This is a genomic window from Amycolatopsis sp. (assembly GCF_036008905.1).
In the GTDB taxonomy this organism is placed as follows: Bacteria; Actinomycetota; Actinomycetes; order Mycobacteriales; family Pseudonocardiaceae; genus Amycolatopsis.
In genome coordinates this window covers 1-16,834 of the sequence record NZ_DASYMU010000062.1, presented here as the reverse complement: position 1 = coordinate 16,834, position 16,834 = coordinate 1, and the positions used below count along the sequence as shown (strand labels likewise).

The following is a 16,834-nucleotide window of genomic DNA, read 5'->3' as shown; positions in this document are numbered from 1 at the left end:
CGCACCTCTGGAGGTGACCACCTTGAGCCGTGCCCCCAAACCGGTCAATTCTGTTCCCCATAGCTCTGCTCACAAGGCAACCCGTCCCGGTCAGCGTCCCAACCAACCGGATACCCCGCCCGAACCCAAGCGTTGTACGCATAACCGAACGAATACCCCTCAGCGGCAAACTGCTGACACTGCGTCAAACTCTTACTGGGCGCAGGCGCGGGAGCCGGAACAGTAACCGGCGGCTGAACAACCACCACCGAAGGCGGCGCCGTAACCGTCGAAGCCGGCGCCACACTCCCCACCGGCACGGCCTTCCCCGGCACACTCACCGCACACCCGCCAAGCGCGACAACGACAGCCGCGAACGCCACCCAACGTCCCACCATCGTCGTCCTCCCTCACGCGCGTTCAGCTCAATTCCTCAAGTCGAGAATTCTCACGCCCCCGTTACCACTCCCCCGTTTTCGTGACCATTCAACCTGCGCCATCGCGAGCCGTGCGCGGTGCACAGTTTTCTCAGTCTGGCTAAGCAGGGTGACTACACGGGTACGTCCTGTCACCGGCTCCCCGTCGAAGGGTTGCAGATGCCGCAGTGCGGCGACCCGACAGGCACCGACACGAGCGGTCCCGGCTACTCGTTCAAGGACGAGATCTTTCATGACCAACGCGGGCGCGGACACCAACGGCAGCCGGTGACCTTCGCCGAAGTCGTTGTCGGGCCGTAAATATTGGTTACGCTCCCTTCATGTCACGGCTTCTGGTGGTGGAGGACGACGAGACGATCGGCACCGCGCTCGAGTCGAGCCTGCGGCTTCAGGGCTACGAAGTCTCGTGGGAGCGCACCGGCCGCGGCGCGCTGAGGCGAGCCGTCGGCGGGTTCGATTTCGTGCTTCTCGACCTGGGCCTGCCCGATCTCGACGGGATCGAGGTCTGCCGCCGGTTGCGGGCCGCGATGCCGTCGGCCGTGCTGGTGATCCTGACGGCGCGCAGTGAGGAGATGGACGTCATCGTCGGGCTCGAGGCCGGCGCCGACGACTACCTCACCAAGCCGGTCCGGCTCCGGGAGCTGCTCGCCAGAGTGGGCGCCCATCTCAGACGCGGGCCGGCGACGGCGGCCAACCGGCCCGCGATCACCGTCGGGCCGCTGCGAGTGGACCTCGCCCGGCGGCGTGTCAGCCTGGGCGGGGAGGAAATCTTCCTGCGGGCCAAGGAGTTCGACCTGCTCGCCCGGCTGGCCGAGGAGCCTGGCATCGCCGTCAGCCGGGACACGCTGATGGCCGAAGTGTGGGACGCGCGCTGGTACGGCTCCACGAAAACCCTCGACGTACACATCGCGGCGCTGCGCCGGAAACTCTCCTCACCTGCGGAGGAGTGCCCGGCGCCACGGATCTCGACGCTGCGCGGTCACGGCTACCGGCTCGAACACCCCCAGGACTGAAAAGGCACAATCGCGGGCGTGCGCCGCCGGATCGTGACCCTCACCGTGGTATCCGCCATGCTCGCGATCGGCCTGTTCGGACTGCCGTTCGCCGTCGCCGTCGCGAGGTACTACGTCGACAACGAGTACGCCGTGCTGGAGCGCGCCGCGGACTCCGTGGCGCTGTCGGTCAGCGACGACCTGGCCGCCGGCCGCCGTGTCCCGGAGCTCCCGCCCAACGCCTACGAACACCGGATCGGGCTCTACACCCCGGATGGGAAGCTGATCGCCGGGAGTGGGCCGGTGTCGGCGGACCCGGTGGTGCTGGCCGTGAAAGACACCGACTTCGCCTCGGGTGACGTCGGTGAGGACCTGGTCATCGCGGTGCCGGTGCTCAGGGGGGCGATGGTCATCGGGATCGTGCGGGCGGCGACCGCGCATCAGGAGCTTCGCCGTCGCACCGCGCTGACCTGGCTCGCGATGGGCGGTTCGGCGGTACTGGCGCTCGCCGCGACCTGGCTGTTGGCCCGCAGGCTGGCCGCGCGGCTCGCCGGCCCGCTGGAGGAACTTTCGACCGCCGCCAACAGGTTCGGCGAGGGCGACTTCACCGTGCGGGCGTCGCGCGCCGGGATCGACGAGATCGACCAGGTCGCGGCCGCGCTGAACACCACCGCCGACCGCGTCACCGAAACCCTGGAGCGCGAACGGGCGTTCTCCGCGGACGTCTCGCACCAGCTGCGGACGCCGTTGACCGGGCTGCGGCTGCAACTGGAAACCGCGCTCGTGTCGCCGGGCGTCGACGTCCGGGCCGCGCTCCTTTCGGGCATCGCCTCGGCGGACCGCCTGGAACGCACCATCGACGACCTGCTGGCGCTGGCCCGGCAGCCCCGCACCCAGCGGTCGCCCCTCGACGTCGACGCGCTGTTCGACGAAGTCCGGCAATGCTGGGAAAGCCTGTTGACCGACCGGAGCCGGACGTTGCGCATCGACCACCTCGGCGCGCCACCGCCGCAAGCGTCCGCGCCGGCCGTCCGGCAGATCCTCGGTGTGCTGCTTGACAACGCCGTCACCCACGGCCAGGGAACGGTGACCATGACGGCGCGGGACGCCGGTGGCGCGCTCGCCATCGACGTGACCTGCGAAGGACCCAGCCTCGACAATGACCTGGACCCGTTCTCCCCACGACAGGGCGCACCCGCCGGCCACGGCATCGGGCTTCCGCTGGCCCGCGGTCTCGCCGAGGCCGAGGGCGGCCGGTTGCGGCTGACGACACCTTCGCCGCCGACCTTCACCCTGCTGCTGCCCATCGGCCGGGGGAACGGTGAGGCGGAGTAAGGGAAACAGCATTCGGACGGCTCGGCGCGTTCTCCGCATTCCGCATTGACGCGGAATCAAAACTTTCCCCTGCGCCGATAACCCGGCTTCACGTTACGCATTCTGCGGTTTAGCACGGATCGAACTGCCGGGCGAAGAGCCGCGTGCGAAAATAAACAGATGAGTACCGACCCCGCACCGAGATGGCGAAGACTGGAACCGGACGAGCGCAAGGAACAGATCTTCATCTGCGCTGTCCAGCTCTTCAGCCAGCGGCCGTATTCCGATGTGTCCACTTCGGACATCGCGGCGGACGCCGGCGTGGCCCGCGGTCTGATCAACCACTACTTCGGCACCAAGCGTGAGCTGTACCTCGCGGTCATCAAGCGCGCACTGACTGTCCCGCGACTCGCCGTGACGATCCTGCCGGAAGGCCCGATCGAGCTCCGTGCCGACGTCGCCATCGACTGGTTCTTGGACATGGTGAAGAGCCAGGAGAAAATGTGGCTCGCCGCGATCGCGCCGGAAGGCATCGGGCGTGACCTCGAAGTCGAACGAATCCTCGAAGAAGCCGACACCGAATCGGCGAACCGGGTACTCGAGGCCGTCGGCCTCTCCCCTGACAGCGCGCACGGAAGCGAACTGAACGCGCTGGTGAGGGCGTTCGGCGGAATGGTGAAGGCGGCCGGCCGGGAATGGCTGGTGCGCGGCGCGCTCTCGCGGCAGCAGGTACACGTCCTGCTCAGCAAGTCACTGGTCACCCTCGTCGCCGAGGTCTTCCCGCAGATCCAGGAGGACGATCCCCGGCCCTGACGGACGGTCACGAGCGAAGCGCCAGGACCCTACACATTAGTGTGAATCTTGGCGCTCTTTTGCGTGCGACACTGCGGTATGCCCCCGCAGAGCGGCGTTTTTTCGGGCACGCTGTTGGTCCCCCCGCAAGCCCAGCAAGACCCGTCACCGCCTGACCCCACGCCCACAGTCACATCCAAAAGACGACGACGCCGACGCTGGTTACTGCCCGCGCTACTGGTGCTCGTCTGGCTGGTGCTCGGCAGCGGCGGCGCGGGATATCTCGGCAAGCTGAGCGAGATCCAGAGCAACGACCCCGGTTCCTTCCTGCCCGCGAACGCGGAGTCCACCGCCGTGCAACGGCTTCAGGAGCGGTTCGCGCAGAACAGGCTGCTCGTCACCGTTGTCGTGTTCGAGCGCGGTTCGGGCCTGACCATGGCTGACAACGCCGTCATCCGCGCGAAGGCCGCCGAACTCGCCGGCGCGCCCGGTCTCGATGGCGAGATCTCACCCCCCATCCCGTCGGAGGATGGGAAGGCCGCGCAGATCCTGATGCCCGTCTCCGGCGCGGACCCGTACCTGGCGGGCAACGCCGTCAAGGAGATCAGGGAGACGGCGAAAGCCGGTCTGCCACCAGGACTTCGGGCGCTGGCGACCGGGCCTGGCGGGTACAACGCCGACTTCGCCGAGGTGTTCGGCGGCATCGACGGCCTGCTCCTGATGATCACCGCGGCGATCGTGGCCCTGATCCTGATCGTGGTCTACCGGAGCCCGCTGCTGCCGCTGCTCGTACTGGTTTCGGCCGGGCTGGCGCTGGCGGTGTCGTCGGCGGTCATCTACTGGCTGGCGTCGGCGGGCCTGCTGACGCTGAACGGCCAGTCGCAGGGCATCCTGCTGATCCTCGTGTTCGGCGCGGCGACGGACTACGCGCTGCTGCTCGTCGCGCGGTACCGGGAGGAGCTCCTCCGCCACGCCAAGGCGTCGGACGCGATGCGGATCGCGTGGCGCTCGTCGCTCGAGCCGATCGGCGCGTCCGGCGGCACGGTCATCCTCGGCATGCTATGCCTGCTGGCCAGCGATCTGACGTCGAACCGCAGTCTCGGGCCGGTGGCGTCGATCGGGATCGCCGGGGCGCTGCTGTCCTCGCTCACGTTCCTTCCCGCGGTGCTCATGCTGGTCGGGCGCACGGCGTTCTGGCCGGGGGATCCGGTGCCGCGCAAGCATCGCCGGATCACGCACGGGATGTTCGACGCGATCGCCGTCCTGGTCCGGAAAAGGCCACGCTGGACGTGGATCATCACCACGCTGGTGCTGCTCGTCGGTGTCCTGTTCGCACCGTTCCTCGAGGCGGAGGGGACTTCCCAGCAGGACCTGTTCCTCAACGAAGTCGAGGCGGTGACCGGGCAGAACGTGCTGAGCGCGCATTTCCCCGGTGGTACCGGGAGCCCCGCGGTCATCACCGCGCGCGCCGAGTCAGCGGGACGGGTGGTGGCCGCCATCAAGGACGAACCAGGCATCGTCTCGATCCTGCCGACCCCGGCCGATCCCGCGAAGCCCGCGGCCGGGCCGAAAGTCGTCGACGGCATGATCGAAATCAACGCGACCCTGCGGGATCCGGCGGATTCCACGGCGGCGGTGGACCTGGTCGAGAAGCTGCGGACCACGCTGCACGCCATCCCCGGCGCGGACGCCAAGGTCGGCGGGCAGAGCGCGCAGCAGGCGGACATGCTCGCCGCCGCCACCCACGACCGCGACACCATCATCCCGATCGTGCTGCTGGTGATCTTCGCCGTGCTCGCGTTGCTGCTGCGGGCGTTGCTGGCGCCACTGCTGCTGATCTGCACGGTCGTGCTGTCCTTCGGCGCGACGCTCGGTGTCGGGGCGATCATGTTCAACGACGTGTTCGGCTTCCCCGGCGCGGATCCGTCGATCCCGTTGTACGCCTTCGTTTTCCTGGTCGCGCTGGGGATCGACTACAACATCTTCCTGATGACCCGTGCGCGAGAGGAAGCCCTGATGCGCGGGACCGAACGCGGGACGCTGAGCGCGCTGACCGTGACCGGCGGGGTGATCACGTCGGCCGGGGTGGTCCTGGCGGCGACCTTCGCGGCGCTGTCGGTGCTCCCGGTGCTGTTCCTGGCGCAGGTGGCGTTCCTGGTGGCGTTCGGGGTGCTGCTGGACACGCTGATCGTGCGATCGCTGCTGGTCCCCGCGCTGGCCGTCGACCTGGGACGGATCATCTGGTGGCCGAGCAAACTCGCCCGGAGCCCGCGCGGCCGCCATCTGTCGGCAGATGGCGGCCGCCGCTGAACCTAGGCGGGGACGAGTTCGGCGTCGACGCGTGACGGGAGCCAGAGGGCGAGGATCGCGCCCACCATCGTGACGCCCGCGGAGATCACCAGCGCGGTGCCCATGCCGCCGACGAAGCTGAGGTGACTGATCGCGCGCACGGCGCCCGCGAGCTCGCCGCCGACGGCGGCCGGGTCGAAGCCGCGCGGCACGTTGCCCTGTGCGACGGCGTCCTTGCCGGCGAGGACGGCGTCGCCGAGCGGCTTCTCCAGTCCGGCCGTTGAAACCCAGGACGGAAGCGTTTGCGAGACCTGCCATGACATCGCCGCGCCGACGGTGGCGATGCCCAGCACGCCGCCGACCTGGCTGGCGACCTGCTGCAGGGCCGACGCGGAGCCACTGGACTCGTCGGGAGCGGCGCCCATGATCGCTTCGGTCGCGGCGATCACGCAGAGCCCGGTGCCGAAGCCGACGAGGACCGACGGATAGAGGAGGTCACTGAAGCCGGCATCGGAGTCGAGCAGCGTGAGCCCCATGAGGCCCGCCGCCACCGAGACCAGCCCGGTGACCACCGGCCAGCGCGGGCCGAAGCGCTGCGCCAGCAGGCCGCCGATCGGCGCGGACAGCACCACGACACAGGTCGGCGCCAGCATCCACGCGCCGGCTTCGATCGGCCCGAGGCCCTTGACGTTCTGCAGGAACAGCGTGAGCAGGAACAACAGCGCGAACACGCCGAACGAGCTGATCGCGACCATCACCGAGCCCAGCCAAACCGCGCGGGTGGCGACCAGCTTGCGAAGCGCCTTGGGCACACCGTGGCGCGGCCCCTTGGACTCCTTGACCGCGAAGAAGGCCAGCACGATGGTGATCACCGCGATCGGCACGTTGAGCAGGAACACCGCCTGCCACTTCCAGCTGCCGACGATCACCCCGGCGATGACCGGGCCGAGCCCGATGGCCAGCGCGTTCGCCCCGCCCCAGATCCCCAGCGGCAGGCCGAGCTTCTCGGCGGGGAAAGCGTTACGCACCAAGGCGAGCGCCGCGGGCTGCAGCAGCGCGCCCGCGAGTCCTTGCAGGACCCTGAACAGCACCAACGCCCACACACTGCTCGACAACGCGATGCCCAATGACGCCAAGCCGAAGCCGAGCACACCGAGCACGAACGTCTTGCGCCTGCCGATGCGGTCGGCGAGCCTGCCCGCGGGCAGCAGGCCGACGGCGAGGGCGACGAGGTAGGCGTTGGCGATCAGTTCGAGCTGGCCGAGGGTGGCTCCGGCCGACTCCGAGATGTACGGGGCGGCGATGGTGATCGCGGTGCCGTCGAGGCCCACCATCGCGCCACCGAGCACTCCGGCGACGAGCGTCAGCCATGGCCGGTCTCCACGTTGCATGCCGCCAGCATGGCAAGTGGTGTTCGATCCGCGACCGGCGCCCCGGCAAAGTCACCCATAAGAAACGAATGCATTTCACATAACCCGAATAATGTCGCGGAGAGTTACTTGTCGCCAGGATCGGTTGTCACTCTATCGGTGGGACCAGTGGCTAAAGCCTTGCGCGCGCCTGGCGGCGTAACTACGGTCATCACACTTGTCAGCCCAATGCGCGATTCGCCCTGCCGTGCTCGTTCCCCCGCGACCGGCGATGTCGAAATCGGCGAAAGGTTCCTTCGAGAAGGAACCAGGCGAATTCCGTGAAGAAGCAGGAAAGTACTGTGGTGGCTCGACAAGCATGGCCCCCGCCCAAAAGAAGACTTTCTACATGTGGGAGAGTGCACATGTCCTTGGCTGAGCGCCGGTACCCCGAACCGACGGACGGCCTGGTCCCTTCCTTGGGACCATTGACCAGCTATCTGTTCGACCGCGAAGAATCCTCCGAACCCGCATTCACCTATCTCGATTTCTCGGCCGATCGCGACGGCGCCGAGCTCACCGTCACCTGGGCGGAACTCGCCCGCAAGGTGCGCGCCACCGCCGCCGAGCTCGCCAGGGTGACCTCTCCCGGCCAGCGTGTCGCGATCCTCGCGCCGCAGGACCTGACGTACGTCGTCGCCTTCCTCGGCGCCCTGCACGCGGGCACCATCGCGGTGCCGCTGTTCGCCCCCGAGGTCAGCCAGCACGGTGAGCGGCTCGTCGGCGCGCTCGCCGACAGCGCGGCCGAGATTTGGCTTACCTCCCAAGGTTCCCTGGACGCCGTGCGCGAGCTGGCGGAGCAGAACCCGGTCCCGATGCCGAAGCAGATCATCGCCGTCGACAGTCTCTCCGAAGACTCCGTGCAGTTCGAGCCGGTCCCGCTCGACATGGACGCCCCGGCGTACCTCCAGTACACCTCCGGCTCCACGCGGGCCCCGGCCGGCGCGGTCATCACGCACCGCGCGGTGGTCACGAACAGCTGGCAGGCCTCGGACGCGTTCGGCGTCGACGGGAACTGGACCTGCGCGGGCTGGATTCCCTTTTTCCACGATATGGGACTCATCCAGATGCTGTGCATTCCGGTGCTGACCGGAGCGCGTTCGGTATTCATGACACCGTTCAATTTCATCATGCGCCCGGCGCGCTGGTTGCGCCAGATGTCCGATTATCCCAGTGTGTTCGCCGCTGCCCCGAATTTCGCTTTCGAGTACTGTGTGCGGAAGGTGAAAGAGGCCGACCGCGCCGGGCTGGACCTCTCCGGCGTCCGCGTCATCATCAACGGCAGTGAACCGGTGCGCGCGAGTACCATTTCCACTTTCCAGGACGCGTTCGGCCCGCACGGTTTCGCGCGGACTTCGCATAGGCCGTCCTATGGTTTGGCCGAAGCCACGGTATTCGTCACCTGCACCGACGAAAAGGGCCCGGTCGTCACCGCTTTCGATCGCGCGGCCCTCGCCGGCGACCGTGGAATGGCCGTGGCACACGGCACCGAAGGCGCGCTTGAGCTGGTCGCCGCCGGGAGCACCCACACGCAGCTGGTCCGGATCGTCGACCCGGCCACCGGCGTCACCCGCCAGGACGGCGAGGTCGGCGAGATCTGGGCACACGGCCCGAACATCGCCGACGGCTATTGGCAGCAGCCCGAGCGCTCCGCCGAGACCTTCGTCGGCGAACCGGGCTCGTCAAGAAGGTGGCTGCGCACCGGTGACCTGGGGCTTTACCACGAAGGCCTGCTCTACATCACCGGCCGGATCAAGGACCTCATCATCATCGACGGGAAGAACCACTACCCGCAGGACATCGAGGTCACCGTGCAGAACGCCCATCCCGCGATCAAACAGGACAGGGTCGCCGCGTTCGCGGTCACCACCGAGCAGGGGGTGGAGGGCGCCGCCGTGGTCGCGGAGTTCGACCGCAAGGCCGCGGCGGGCGAGATCGACGCCGACGAGGTGGCCAAGGCCGTCAAGCGCGCCGTTTCCGCGGCACACGACGTCAAGCTGAAGGGCTTCGAGCTCGTGCAGCCGGGCGGGGTGCTGCGCACCTCCAGCGGCAAGATCGCGCGGGCGGCGACAAAAGCCCGGTTCTGGGCGGCGGGCAGTGATCGCCCGTGATGACCGCCGAGGAACTCACTCGTTGGCTGGTCGAGCAGGTCGCGGAAATCTGCGAACTCGACCAGGCCGAGATCGACCCGCGGCTCCCGCTCGACGACTACGGCTTTTCCTCGCGTGACGCCGTCGAGCTGTCCGGTGGCTTGGAAGACCTGTTGGAGCGCTCGCTACCGGCGACGCTGCTCTGGGAACACCCGACCATCGAGCAGCTCGCGTCGGCGTTGACCAGCGAAAACACCGAGGCTCCCGCTGCCGAGGTGCACACGTCCACCGAGGATCCGATCGCGATAGTCGGCCTCGGCTGCCGGTTGCCGGGTGGCGTGAACGGTCCGGAGCAGTTCTGGCGGCTGCTCAGCGAAGGCCTCGAAGCCGTCTCCGAAGTCACGCCGGATCGCTGGGCGGAGTACGCGGGCGTGCCCGCGGAAACAACGCGCTGGGGCGGCTTCCTCGACGACATCGCCGGGTTCGACGCGGAGTTCTTCGGTATCGCGCCGCGTGAAGCGGCTCGGATGGACCCGCAGCAACGGCTGATGCTCGAAGTCGCCTGGGAAGCGCTGGAGCACGCGGGCATCGCGCCCGCGTCCCTGCGCGGTAGCCGGACGGGGGTGTTCGTCGGCATCAGCGGCACCGAGTACGGCGCGCTCTCGCTGGCCGACGTCGCCGGAGTCGACGCCTGGGTCGGCACCGGCGCGGCGCTGGCGATCGCCGCGAACAGGCTCTCGTACGCCCTTGACCTGCGCGGACCCAGTATGTCGGTGGACACGGCGTGCTCGTCGTCGCTGACGGCCGTGCATCTCGCCGTGCAGAGCCTGCGCTCCGGCGAGAGCGACCTGGCCGTGGTCGGCGGGGTGAACCTGCTGCTCGGCCCGGCGGTCACGGCGAACTTCGACCAGATGGGCATCTCCTCGGCCAACGGCCGGTGCAAGCCGTTCTCCGCCGACGCGGACGGCATCGCGCGCGCGGAAGGCGCCGGGGTCGTCGTGCTCAAACGGCTTTCCGAAGCCCGCGCCGACGGTGATCGCGTGCTCGCGCTCGTCCGCGGCTCGGCCACCAACTCCGACGGCCGGTCCAACGGCCTCACCGCACCGAATCCCGAGGCGCAGCAAGCACTTCTGCGCACGGCGTACGGCCAGGCCGGGATCGACCCGGCGACCGTGGACTACGTCGAAGCGCACGGCACGGGCACGCTGCTCGGCGACCCGATCGAAGCGGGCGCGCTCGGCGCTGTCCTGGGCGCCGGACGGTCCAGTGAAAAGCCGCTGCTGCTGGGCTCGGTCAAGAGTAACCTCGGGCACCTGGAAGCGGCGGCGGGGATCGTCGGCCTGATCAAGGTGGTTCTTTCCTTTGTGCACCAGCGTATTCCGGCGAGCCTGAACTACGCGGCGCCGAACCGGCACATCGACTTCGACGCGCTTCGACTGTCCGTTGTGGACACCGCACGGTCCTGGCCCTCACGCGACACTCCGGCCCTCGCCGGGGTGTCCGGATTCGGCTTCGGCGGCACCAACGCCCACATCATTGTCGAACAAGCGATTCTTGAGCAGGCACCCGGCGAGGTCCCCGCCAAGTCCCCTGGCCGGTACCGCCGCTTCCTGTTGGGAGCCCCGGATTCCGGACGGTTGCAGGAATCCGCCGGTCAGCTGGCCACCTGGTTGTGGCACCACGGCCCCGACCTGGCCGGGGTCGAATGGACGTTGTCGCGCAAGTTGTCCGGCCGTCATCGCGCCGCCGTCGCCGCGCGTGACCTCGACGAGCTCGTCGCCGGGCTCCGTTCGTTGTCGCTCGGCGAAGAGTCGCCGTCGACGGTGTCCGGTTCCCCGCTCACCGACGAAAACGGGCCGGTGTTCGTCTTCTCCGGGCACGGCTCGCAATGGGCGGGCATGGGGCGACGGCTCATGGCCGACGAACCCGTCTTCGCCGCCGCCATCCGGCGCCTGGATCCGGTGATCCGGCGGGAATCCGGGTTCTCACTGCGGGAAGACCTGCTACTCGGCATCGACGCCGTCACCATGGATCACGTGCAGCCGCTGGTCTTCGGGATCCAGGTCGCGCTGGCCGAGCTCTGGCGCTCATACGGCGTGGTCCCGGCGGCGGTCGTCGGGCATTCGTTCGGCGAGGTCGCCGCGGCGGTCGTCGCGGGCGCGCTGACCGAGGCCGAGGGCGCGATGGTGGTCGCCCTGCGGTCGCGGCTACTCGCGTCGCTGGCCGGCGATGGCGCGATGGCGTTGCTGGAACTCGGCGCCGAGGAAGCGGGTGAGCTGGTCGATGGACTGTCCGATGTGGACATCGCGGTACTGTCCGCACCCAACCAGACCGTCGTCGCCGGGCGCGCCGAGAGCGTGCGCCGGATCGTGTCCGAAGTGGACGCTCGCGGCCTGCTGGCCAAGCTGATCAAGCTCGATGTCGCCGCGCATTCGCCGATCGTCGACAGCGTCACCGCCACTTTGGCCGACGGGCTCACCGAGCTCCGGCCGAACGCGGCGAGCATCGCTTTCTACAGCACCGCGCTGGCCGAACCCCGCTCGCGGCCGGAGTTCGACGCGGCCTACTGGGCGGCCAACCTGCGCCAGCCGGTGCGCTTCGCCGGTGCGGTGGCGGCGGCACTGGCCGACGGCTACCGGCAATTCGTCGAGCTCTCGCCGCATCCCGTGTTGCGGCACGCGTTGACCGACAACGCTGTCGCACAAGGACATCCGGCCGCGCTCGTGCTGTCCACCCTGCGCCAGTCCGATAACGAGACCATGCATTTCCACACTCAGCTGGCCGCGCTCGAACTCACGCGGGACGCCGGCCCGGTCCGCCGCGAAGGCACGCTCGTCGACCTGCCGACCACACCGTGGCGGCACGTGCGGCACTGGCTGCCGCGGGCGGTGCCCATAGCACCCGGCCAGAGCACGCTGCTCGGCACGCATATCGCGTTGCCCGAGGACGGAAAGCACGTGTGGCACACCGAATCCGGCCGTCCCGGCTCGGCGTACCCGGAGATGGCCGGCGCCGCCGCGCGCACGGCTTTCGACGTCATGGCCGAGCAGGTCACGCTCCACTCGCTGGTCCTGCACGAACCGCTCGACGAAACCCGCCCGGTGACGTCCACGCTCTCCCCCATCGGTCCCGGCAAGGCCCGGTTCACCGTGCACGTCAAGACCGCCGGCGGCTCTTGGCGTCTCCAAGCCGCCGCCGAACTCGTCGTCACCGAGGCAAAGCCGCGGGCGCCCCTCACCGAGTCTCCCGAATGGACCGGCGTGGACATGCTGCGCGCCCTGCCTATGTCGTCGGCGCGCTCGATGGTCGCGGGTCAGTTGTGTGCGCGGATCGCGTCGGTGCTCGGATTCGCGCCGGGCCAGCTGGACACCGAGGCGCCGCTGACCGCGCTGGGCGTCGACTCGCTGCTCGCGGTCCGGGTCCGGAACGCCGTGGAGCACGATTTCGGCGTCATGCTCCCGGTGTCGCTGCTGCTCCAGGGCGCGAGCGTGACCGAGACCGAGGACTGGCTGTGCGCCGAACTCGGTATCCGTGACGAGCCCGTCCGGCTGCGGCTGGTCCCGAAGCTGATCGGCCCGCGTGACGCCGCCGAGCGGCTGGTGACCCACGCGTGGACCGACGTGCTGGGCAGCGATGTCGGTGTCACCCAAGACTTCTACGCCCTCGGCGGAGACAACGAGCAAGCCGAGCGGGTCACCGCGTTGCTGGCCGAACGCAGTGGCCGCGAGTTCAGCACCGCGGAGCTGTTCGAGTTCCCGACGATCGAGCGGATGGCCGGGCACGTCCGGGAGGACGACACGAACGGTTCGCCGCTGCGGGTGCTCCGGGCAAACGGCACCCAGCCGCCGCTGTTCTTCTTCCACCCCGCCGGCGGTGACACGGCGGTGTACCGGCAGCTCGGCGAACTGCTCGACCCGGCCGTCCCGCTGTACGGCCTCGACCGTCGCGAAGGCCCGTCGTCGGTAGAAGACAAGGTGCGCCAGTACCTTCCCGAGCTGCGGAGCGTGCAGTCGCACGGGCCGTACCGGCTCGCCGGTTGGTCCTACGGCGGTCATCTCGCCTTCGAGACGGCCCAGCAGCTGCGGCGGGCGGGCGAAGACGTCGAGGTGGTCGTGCTCATCGACGCGATCATCCCGCTGCCGAACCTGACGGGCTTGCCCGACGAGGAGCTCAACGCCAAGCGCTTCAAGCATTTCGGCGAGTTCCTGGAAGCCAGCTACGGCCGGAAGCTCGACCTGCCCTTCGAGCGGATGGCCCGGCTCGGGGACGAGGAGCAGGTGCAACTGCTGGTGGACACGATCCGCTCCAGCGGGCTGATCAACACCGCGGTCAGCGAAGCGATCCTGCACCACCAGCGGACGTCCTTTTTGGACACTCGCTCGCTGGAGCGGTACCGCCCGGAGTCCTACGACGGCCGGGTCGTGCTCTTCAGCGCCGCCGAACCCATCCCCGGCGGGCTGAAGGACGAGCGGTTCGACCGTTCGGACCCGGCACGCGGCTGGGACGCGGTGTGCCCCGAACTGGACGTCGTCACCGTTCCCGGGCACCACCTTTCACTACTGGACCCGCCGAACGTCGACCACATCGCCGGTCACCTCGGCGGCCTGCTCAGGAGCAGGCGTCTGGTAGAGCTGGTCCGATGAGCGGACTGACCGTGCTCGACCAGACCTCCACCGGCGCCGGAGTGCTGGAGCTGCGGCTCCACTCCCCCGCGCTCGGCCGGGAAGCCGCCGCGACCGTGCTCACGCCGCGGGGCTGGCGGCCGGGCGACCACGCCACATACCCGGTGCTGTACCTGTTCCACGGCTCGTCCGATGACCACCTCGCCTGGACCAAGCACACGGAAATCGTGGCGCTCGCCGCCGAGTCCGACGTGCTCGTGGTCATCCCGTCGGCGGGCCGGATGGGTTTCTACACCGATTGGAAAGTCACTGACCGCGAGGGAACCGTCCCGCTTTGGGAGACCTTCCACACCGTCGAACTGCTGTCACTTCTCGAACGTGAGTACGGCGCGTCGGACGTCCGGATGGCCGCCGGGCTTTCGATGGGCGGCTATGGCGCCTTGCGCTACGCCATCCGGAAACCGGGGCTGTTCCGAGGTGTCGCCTCGCTGAGTGGGTTCGCCCACATCACCCGGCCCGGCATGGCGAGCCTGCTTGGCCTGCTGGCGATCCGGGAAGGAATGCGGCCCGGCCTGATCTGGGGACCGCGCCGCCACTGCGCCGAAAACTGGGCCGCGAACGATCCGTACGTGCGCGCGGCCGAGCTCGCCGGGACGAAGGTCTACCTCGCCGCGGGGGACGGGCACCGGACCTCCGGTGAAGAATTCGTCCCCGGGATGGGCCTGATGGAACGGTATTCGCGGGCGATTTCCGACGATCTGGCCACGCGGCTCGTCGAGGCGGGCGTGGATGTCACCACGAATTTCTCACCCGGCGTCCACTTCTGGACCAACTGGCGGCGCAAGCTGACCGAGTTCTGGCCCTACGCGCTCGACGTCCTCGAAGCCGGGAAGTAAGAACCCCCGGCACCTCGAGGGGGGAGGTGGGCACCGGGGGCCTGCACACCCAGAGCCGAAGCCTTCGGCGGCACCTCCACGTTACGCCGACTCGCTGTCACGCCTCTGTCTCTATGACCGGGACAGTTTTCAACGAGCACGGTTCAACGAGCACAGTTCAACGAGCACCGTTTCAACGAGCACAGTTCAACAAGCAGTCACTCGGTGACGCTGCGGATCTCTTCGAGTCGTACGCTGACGCCTTCGAGGCATCGGGTGACCGCGTACTCGTAGATGAGCCCGTAGTACCCGGCCGCCATCTCGGGTTTCCCCATGGTCTCGTCGAGTGCTTCGGCCATCGCCGCGAGGCCGGGTTTCTCCTGGCTGTCGCGGTAGGCGAGGAAGGTGTCGGCGTTGTCGAACCGCGCGCGGGCCTGCTGGTCGCGGTCGTCCTCCATCGCGATGTGCTGGAACGCCGTGGACATCAGCACGGTGTAGACGAGCACGCTCTCCTCGCCGAAGCCGGCTTCCAGCAGGGCGGCGACCCCGCGCTCGATGATGATCGCCGAGGAGGACACCGAAAGCTCGAGCAGCATGATCCGGCGGGCGGCGCCCGGGTGCTCGCGCAGCACGGGACGCATGCCGAGGAGCAGCTCGCCGAACCAGTCGCGCCAGGGCAATCCGGCGTCGGGGATCGGCAGCCGCAGGAGGACGCGCTCGCAGACCTCTTTCACGACGGCGTCGCGATCACCGACGTGGTGGTAGATGACCGCCGGATACGCGTCGACGGAGGAGGCGAGCTGGCGCACGGTCCAGTTTTCGAGGCCGACATCGACGGTGAGGCGCATGGCCGCGTCGATGATCCCGTCCGCGGTGACCGGAGGAAGGCCCGCCGCGGTCCGTGATCGCGGCCGGCTTCCTGACCCAGCGGACGAGTGCGGCATGAATCGCACAGTAGCCGCCAGGCGGTCCATTTCGCCAACAGCGTCCCCACAGCGGCGATCACTATGCTGGGTGCATGCCTCGCGCGAACTCGAACGGCCTTGACCTGGAATACGAAACCTTCGGCTCCGCAAAAGATCCGGCACTCGTGCTGGTCATGGGGCTCGGTGCCCAGATGATCAACTGGGATAACGATTTCTGCGGTTTGCTAGCCGGTGAGGGATTCCGCGTGATCCGGTTCGACAACCGGGACGTCGGGTTGTCGACCTACCTCGACGACCTGTTGGTGCCGAATCTGACAGCGCTGCTCGGCGGCGACCTGTCGCAGGCGCCCTATGGGCTGCCGGATATGGCCGACGACGTCGCCGGGCTGCTCGACACGCTCGGCATTTCCCAGGCCCACGTGGTCGGCGCGTCAATGGGTGGCATGATCGCGCAGCTGTTCGCGATCAACCATCCGGCGCGATTGCTGAGCCTCTGCTCGATCATGTCGACGACCGGTGACCCCACCGTGGGCAGCGCCACACCGGAGGCGCTCGGAGTGTTGCTGCGGCCGGCCGCGACCAGTCGTGAACAGGCCATCGAGCAGGGCGCGATCGGTTCGGTCGTCATCGGCTCGCCCGGTTTTCCGCTCAGCGAAGAAGAACGCCGTGCCAAGGCCGCCGCGAGCTACGACCGCGCGTTCCATCCGGCCGGTGGGGCGCGGCAGACGGCCGCCATCATTTCTTCGCATGACCGCACCGAAGGACTACGCACGGTGAGCGTGCCGACGCTCGTCATCCACGGCGAAGCGGACCCGCTGGTCGACCAGTCCGGTGGCAAGGCGACCGCCGCGGCCGTCCCGGATTCGGAACTCGTGCTCATTCCGGGCATGGGCCACGACCTGCCGCGCCCGCTCTGGCCGACGTTCGTGGAAAGCATCGTCCGCAACGCGCGGCGCACCGCCTGACCTTTCGCCATCTGTCGACAGCAATGCCACTGACTTAAGCTGCCCGAGGTGTCAGCCGGATGTTCGGTGGGTCCGCGTACCTTGCTTCTCGGTGGTCGGCTCGTTTGGTGAGTTTCGCTCCGACTTGCCGTCGTTTGACGACGC

11 protein-coding genes are annotated in these 16,834 nt (G+C 68.5%); 9 read left to right on the top strand and 2 right to left on the bottom strand.

All coding sequences use genetic code 11. The annotated features are described in order from the left end of the window. Positions 1-494 precede the first annotated feature (494 nt). From VGP60_RS12220 to VGP60_RS12200, 5 genes are all read left to right on the top strand, one after another. Positions 495-716 carry a peptidylprolyl isomerase gene (locus tag VGP60_RS12220; protein ID WP_414640328.1) on the top strand — a complete coding sequence of 74 codons (222 nt, stop codon included), beginning with the start codon at positions 495-497 and terminating at the stop codon, positions 714-716. A 20-nt stretch (positions 717-736) separates the two neighbouring features. Beyond that, positions 737-1,429 (top strand): response regulator transcription factor, encoded by a 693-nt coding sequence (locus VGP60_RS12215; RefSeq protein ID WP_327548066.1) that lies wholly within the window; start codon positions 737-739, stop codon positions 1,427-1,429. 18 nt (positions 1,430-1,447) lie between these two features. Continuing rightward, positions 1,448-2,743 carry a HAMP domain-containing sensor histidine kinase gene (locus tag VGP60_RS12210; protein ID WP_327548065.1) on the top strand — a complete coding sequence of 432 codons (1,296 nt, stop codon included), beginning with the start codon at positions 1,448-1,450 and terminating at the stop codon, positions 2,741-2,743. Positions 2,744-2,902: 159 nt separating this feature from the next. Further along, positions 2,903-3,535, top strand: coding sequence for a TetR/AcrR family transcriptional regulator (locus tag VGP60_RS12205; RefSeq protein ID WP_327548064.1), 633 nt, complete (start codon positions 2,903-2,905; stop codon positions 3,533-3,535). A 78-nt stretch (positions 3,536-3,613) separates the two neighbouring features. Continuing rightward, on the top strand, positions 3,614-5,824 hold the full coding sequence (locus VGP60_RS12200; RefSeq protein ID WP_327548063.1) for an MMPL family transporter: 2,211 nt from the start codon (positions 3,614-3,616) through the stop codon (positions 5,822-5,824). Between the two features lie 2 nt (positions 5,825-5,826). Here VGP60_RS12200 and VGP60_RS12195 read toward each other — a convergent pair whose 3' ends face one another. Then, complete coding sequence (locus VGP60_RS12195) at positions 5,827-7,194, bottom strand: MFS transporter (RefSeq protein WP_327548062.1); 1,368 nt, start codon at positions 7,192-7,194, stop codon at positions 5,827-5,829. A gap of 383 nt (positions 7,195-7,577) precedes the next feature. On the opposite strand from VGP60_RS12195, the gene VGP60_RS12190 reads away from it, so the two are divergent. The 3 genes from VGP60_RS12190 to VGP60_RS12180 are packed head-to-tail and all read left to right on the top strand — an operon-like array spanning position 7,578 to position 14,820. After that, the gene (locus VGP60_RS12190; RefSeq protein ID WP_327548061.1) at positions 7,578-9,323 is read left to right on the top strand and encodes a fatty acyl-AMP ligase; all 1,746 of its coding nucleotides are present in this window, start codon (positions 7,578-7,580) and stop codon (positions 9,321-9,323) included. Next, a complete protein-coding gene (locus VGP60_RS12185; RefSeq protein ID WP_327548060.1) occupies positions 9,323-13,945 on the top strand; it encodes a polyketide synthase in 4,623 nt (1,540 codons plus the stop codon). Before VGP60_RS12190 ends, VGP60_RS12185 begins: the two co-directional genes overlap by 1 nt. Next, entirely contained in the window at positions 13,942-14,820 is an 879-nt protein-coding gene (locus tag VGP60_RS12180; protein ID WP_327548059.1) for an alpha/beta hydrolase family protein, read from the top strand. The genes VGP60_RS12185 and VGP60_RS12180 overlap by 4 nt, the downstream gene beginning before the upstream one ends. A gap of 197 nt (positions 14,821-15,017) precedes the next feature. Here VGP60_RS12180 and VGP60_RS12175 read toward each other — a convergent pair whose 3' ends face one another. Continuing rightward, positions 15,018-15,743, bottom strand: coding sequence for a helix-turn-helix domain-containing protein (locus VGP60_RS12175; RefSeq protein WP_327548058.1), 726 nt, complete (start codon positions 15,741-15,743; stop codon positions 15,018-15,020). A gap of 74 nt (positions 15,744-15,817) precedes the next feature. Here VGP60_RS12175 and VGP60_RS12170 point away from each other — a divergent pair, with 74 nt between their 5' ends. After that, positions 15,818-16,690 (top strand): alpha/beta hydrolase, encoded by an 873-nt coding sequence (locus tag VGP60_RS12170; RefSeq protein ID WP_327548057.1) that lies wholly within the window; start codon positions 15,818-15,820, stop codon positions 16,688-16,690. The last annotated feature ends 144 nt before the right edge of the window (positions 16,691-16,834 follow it).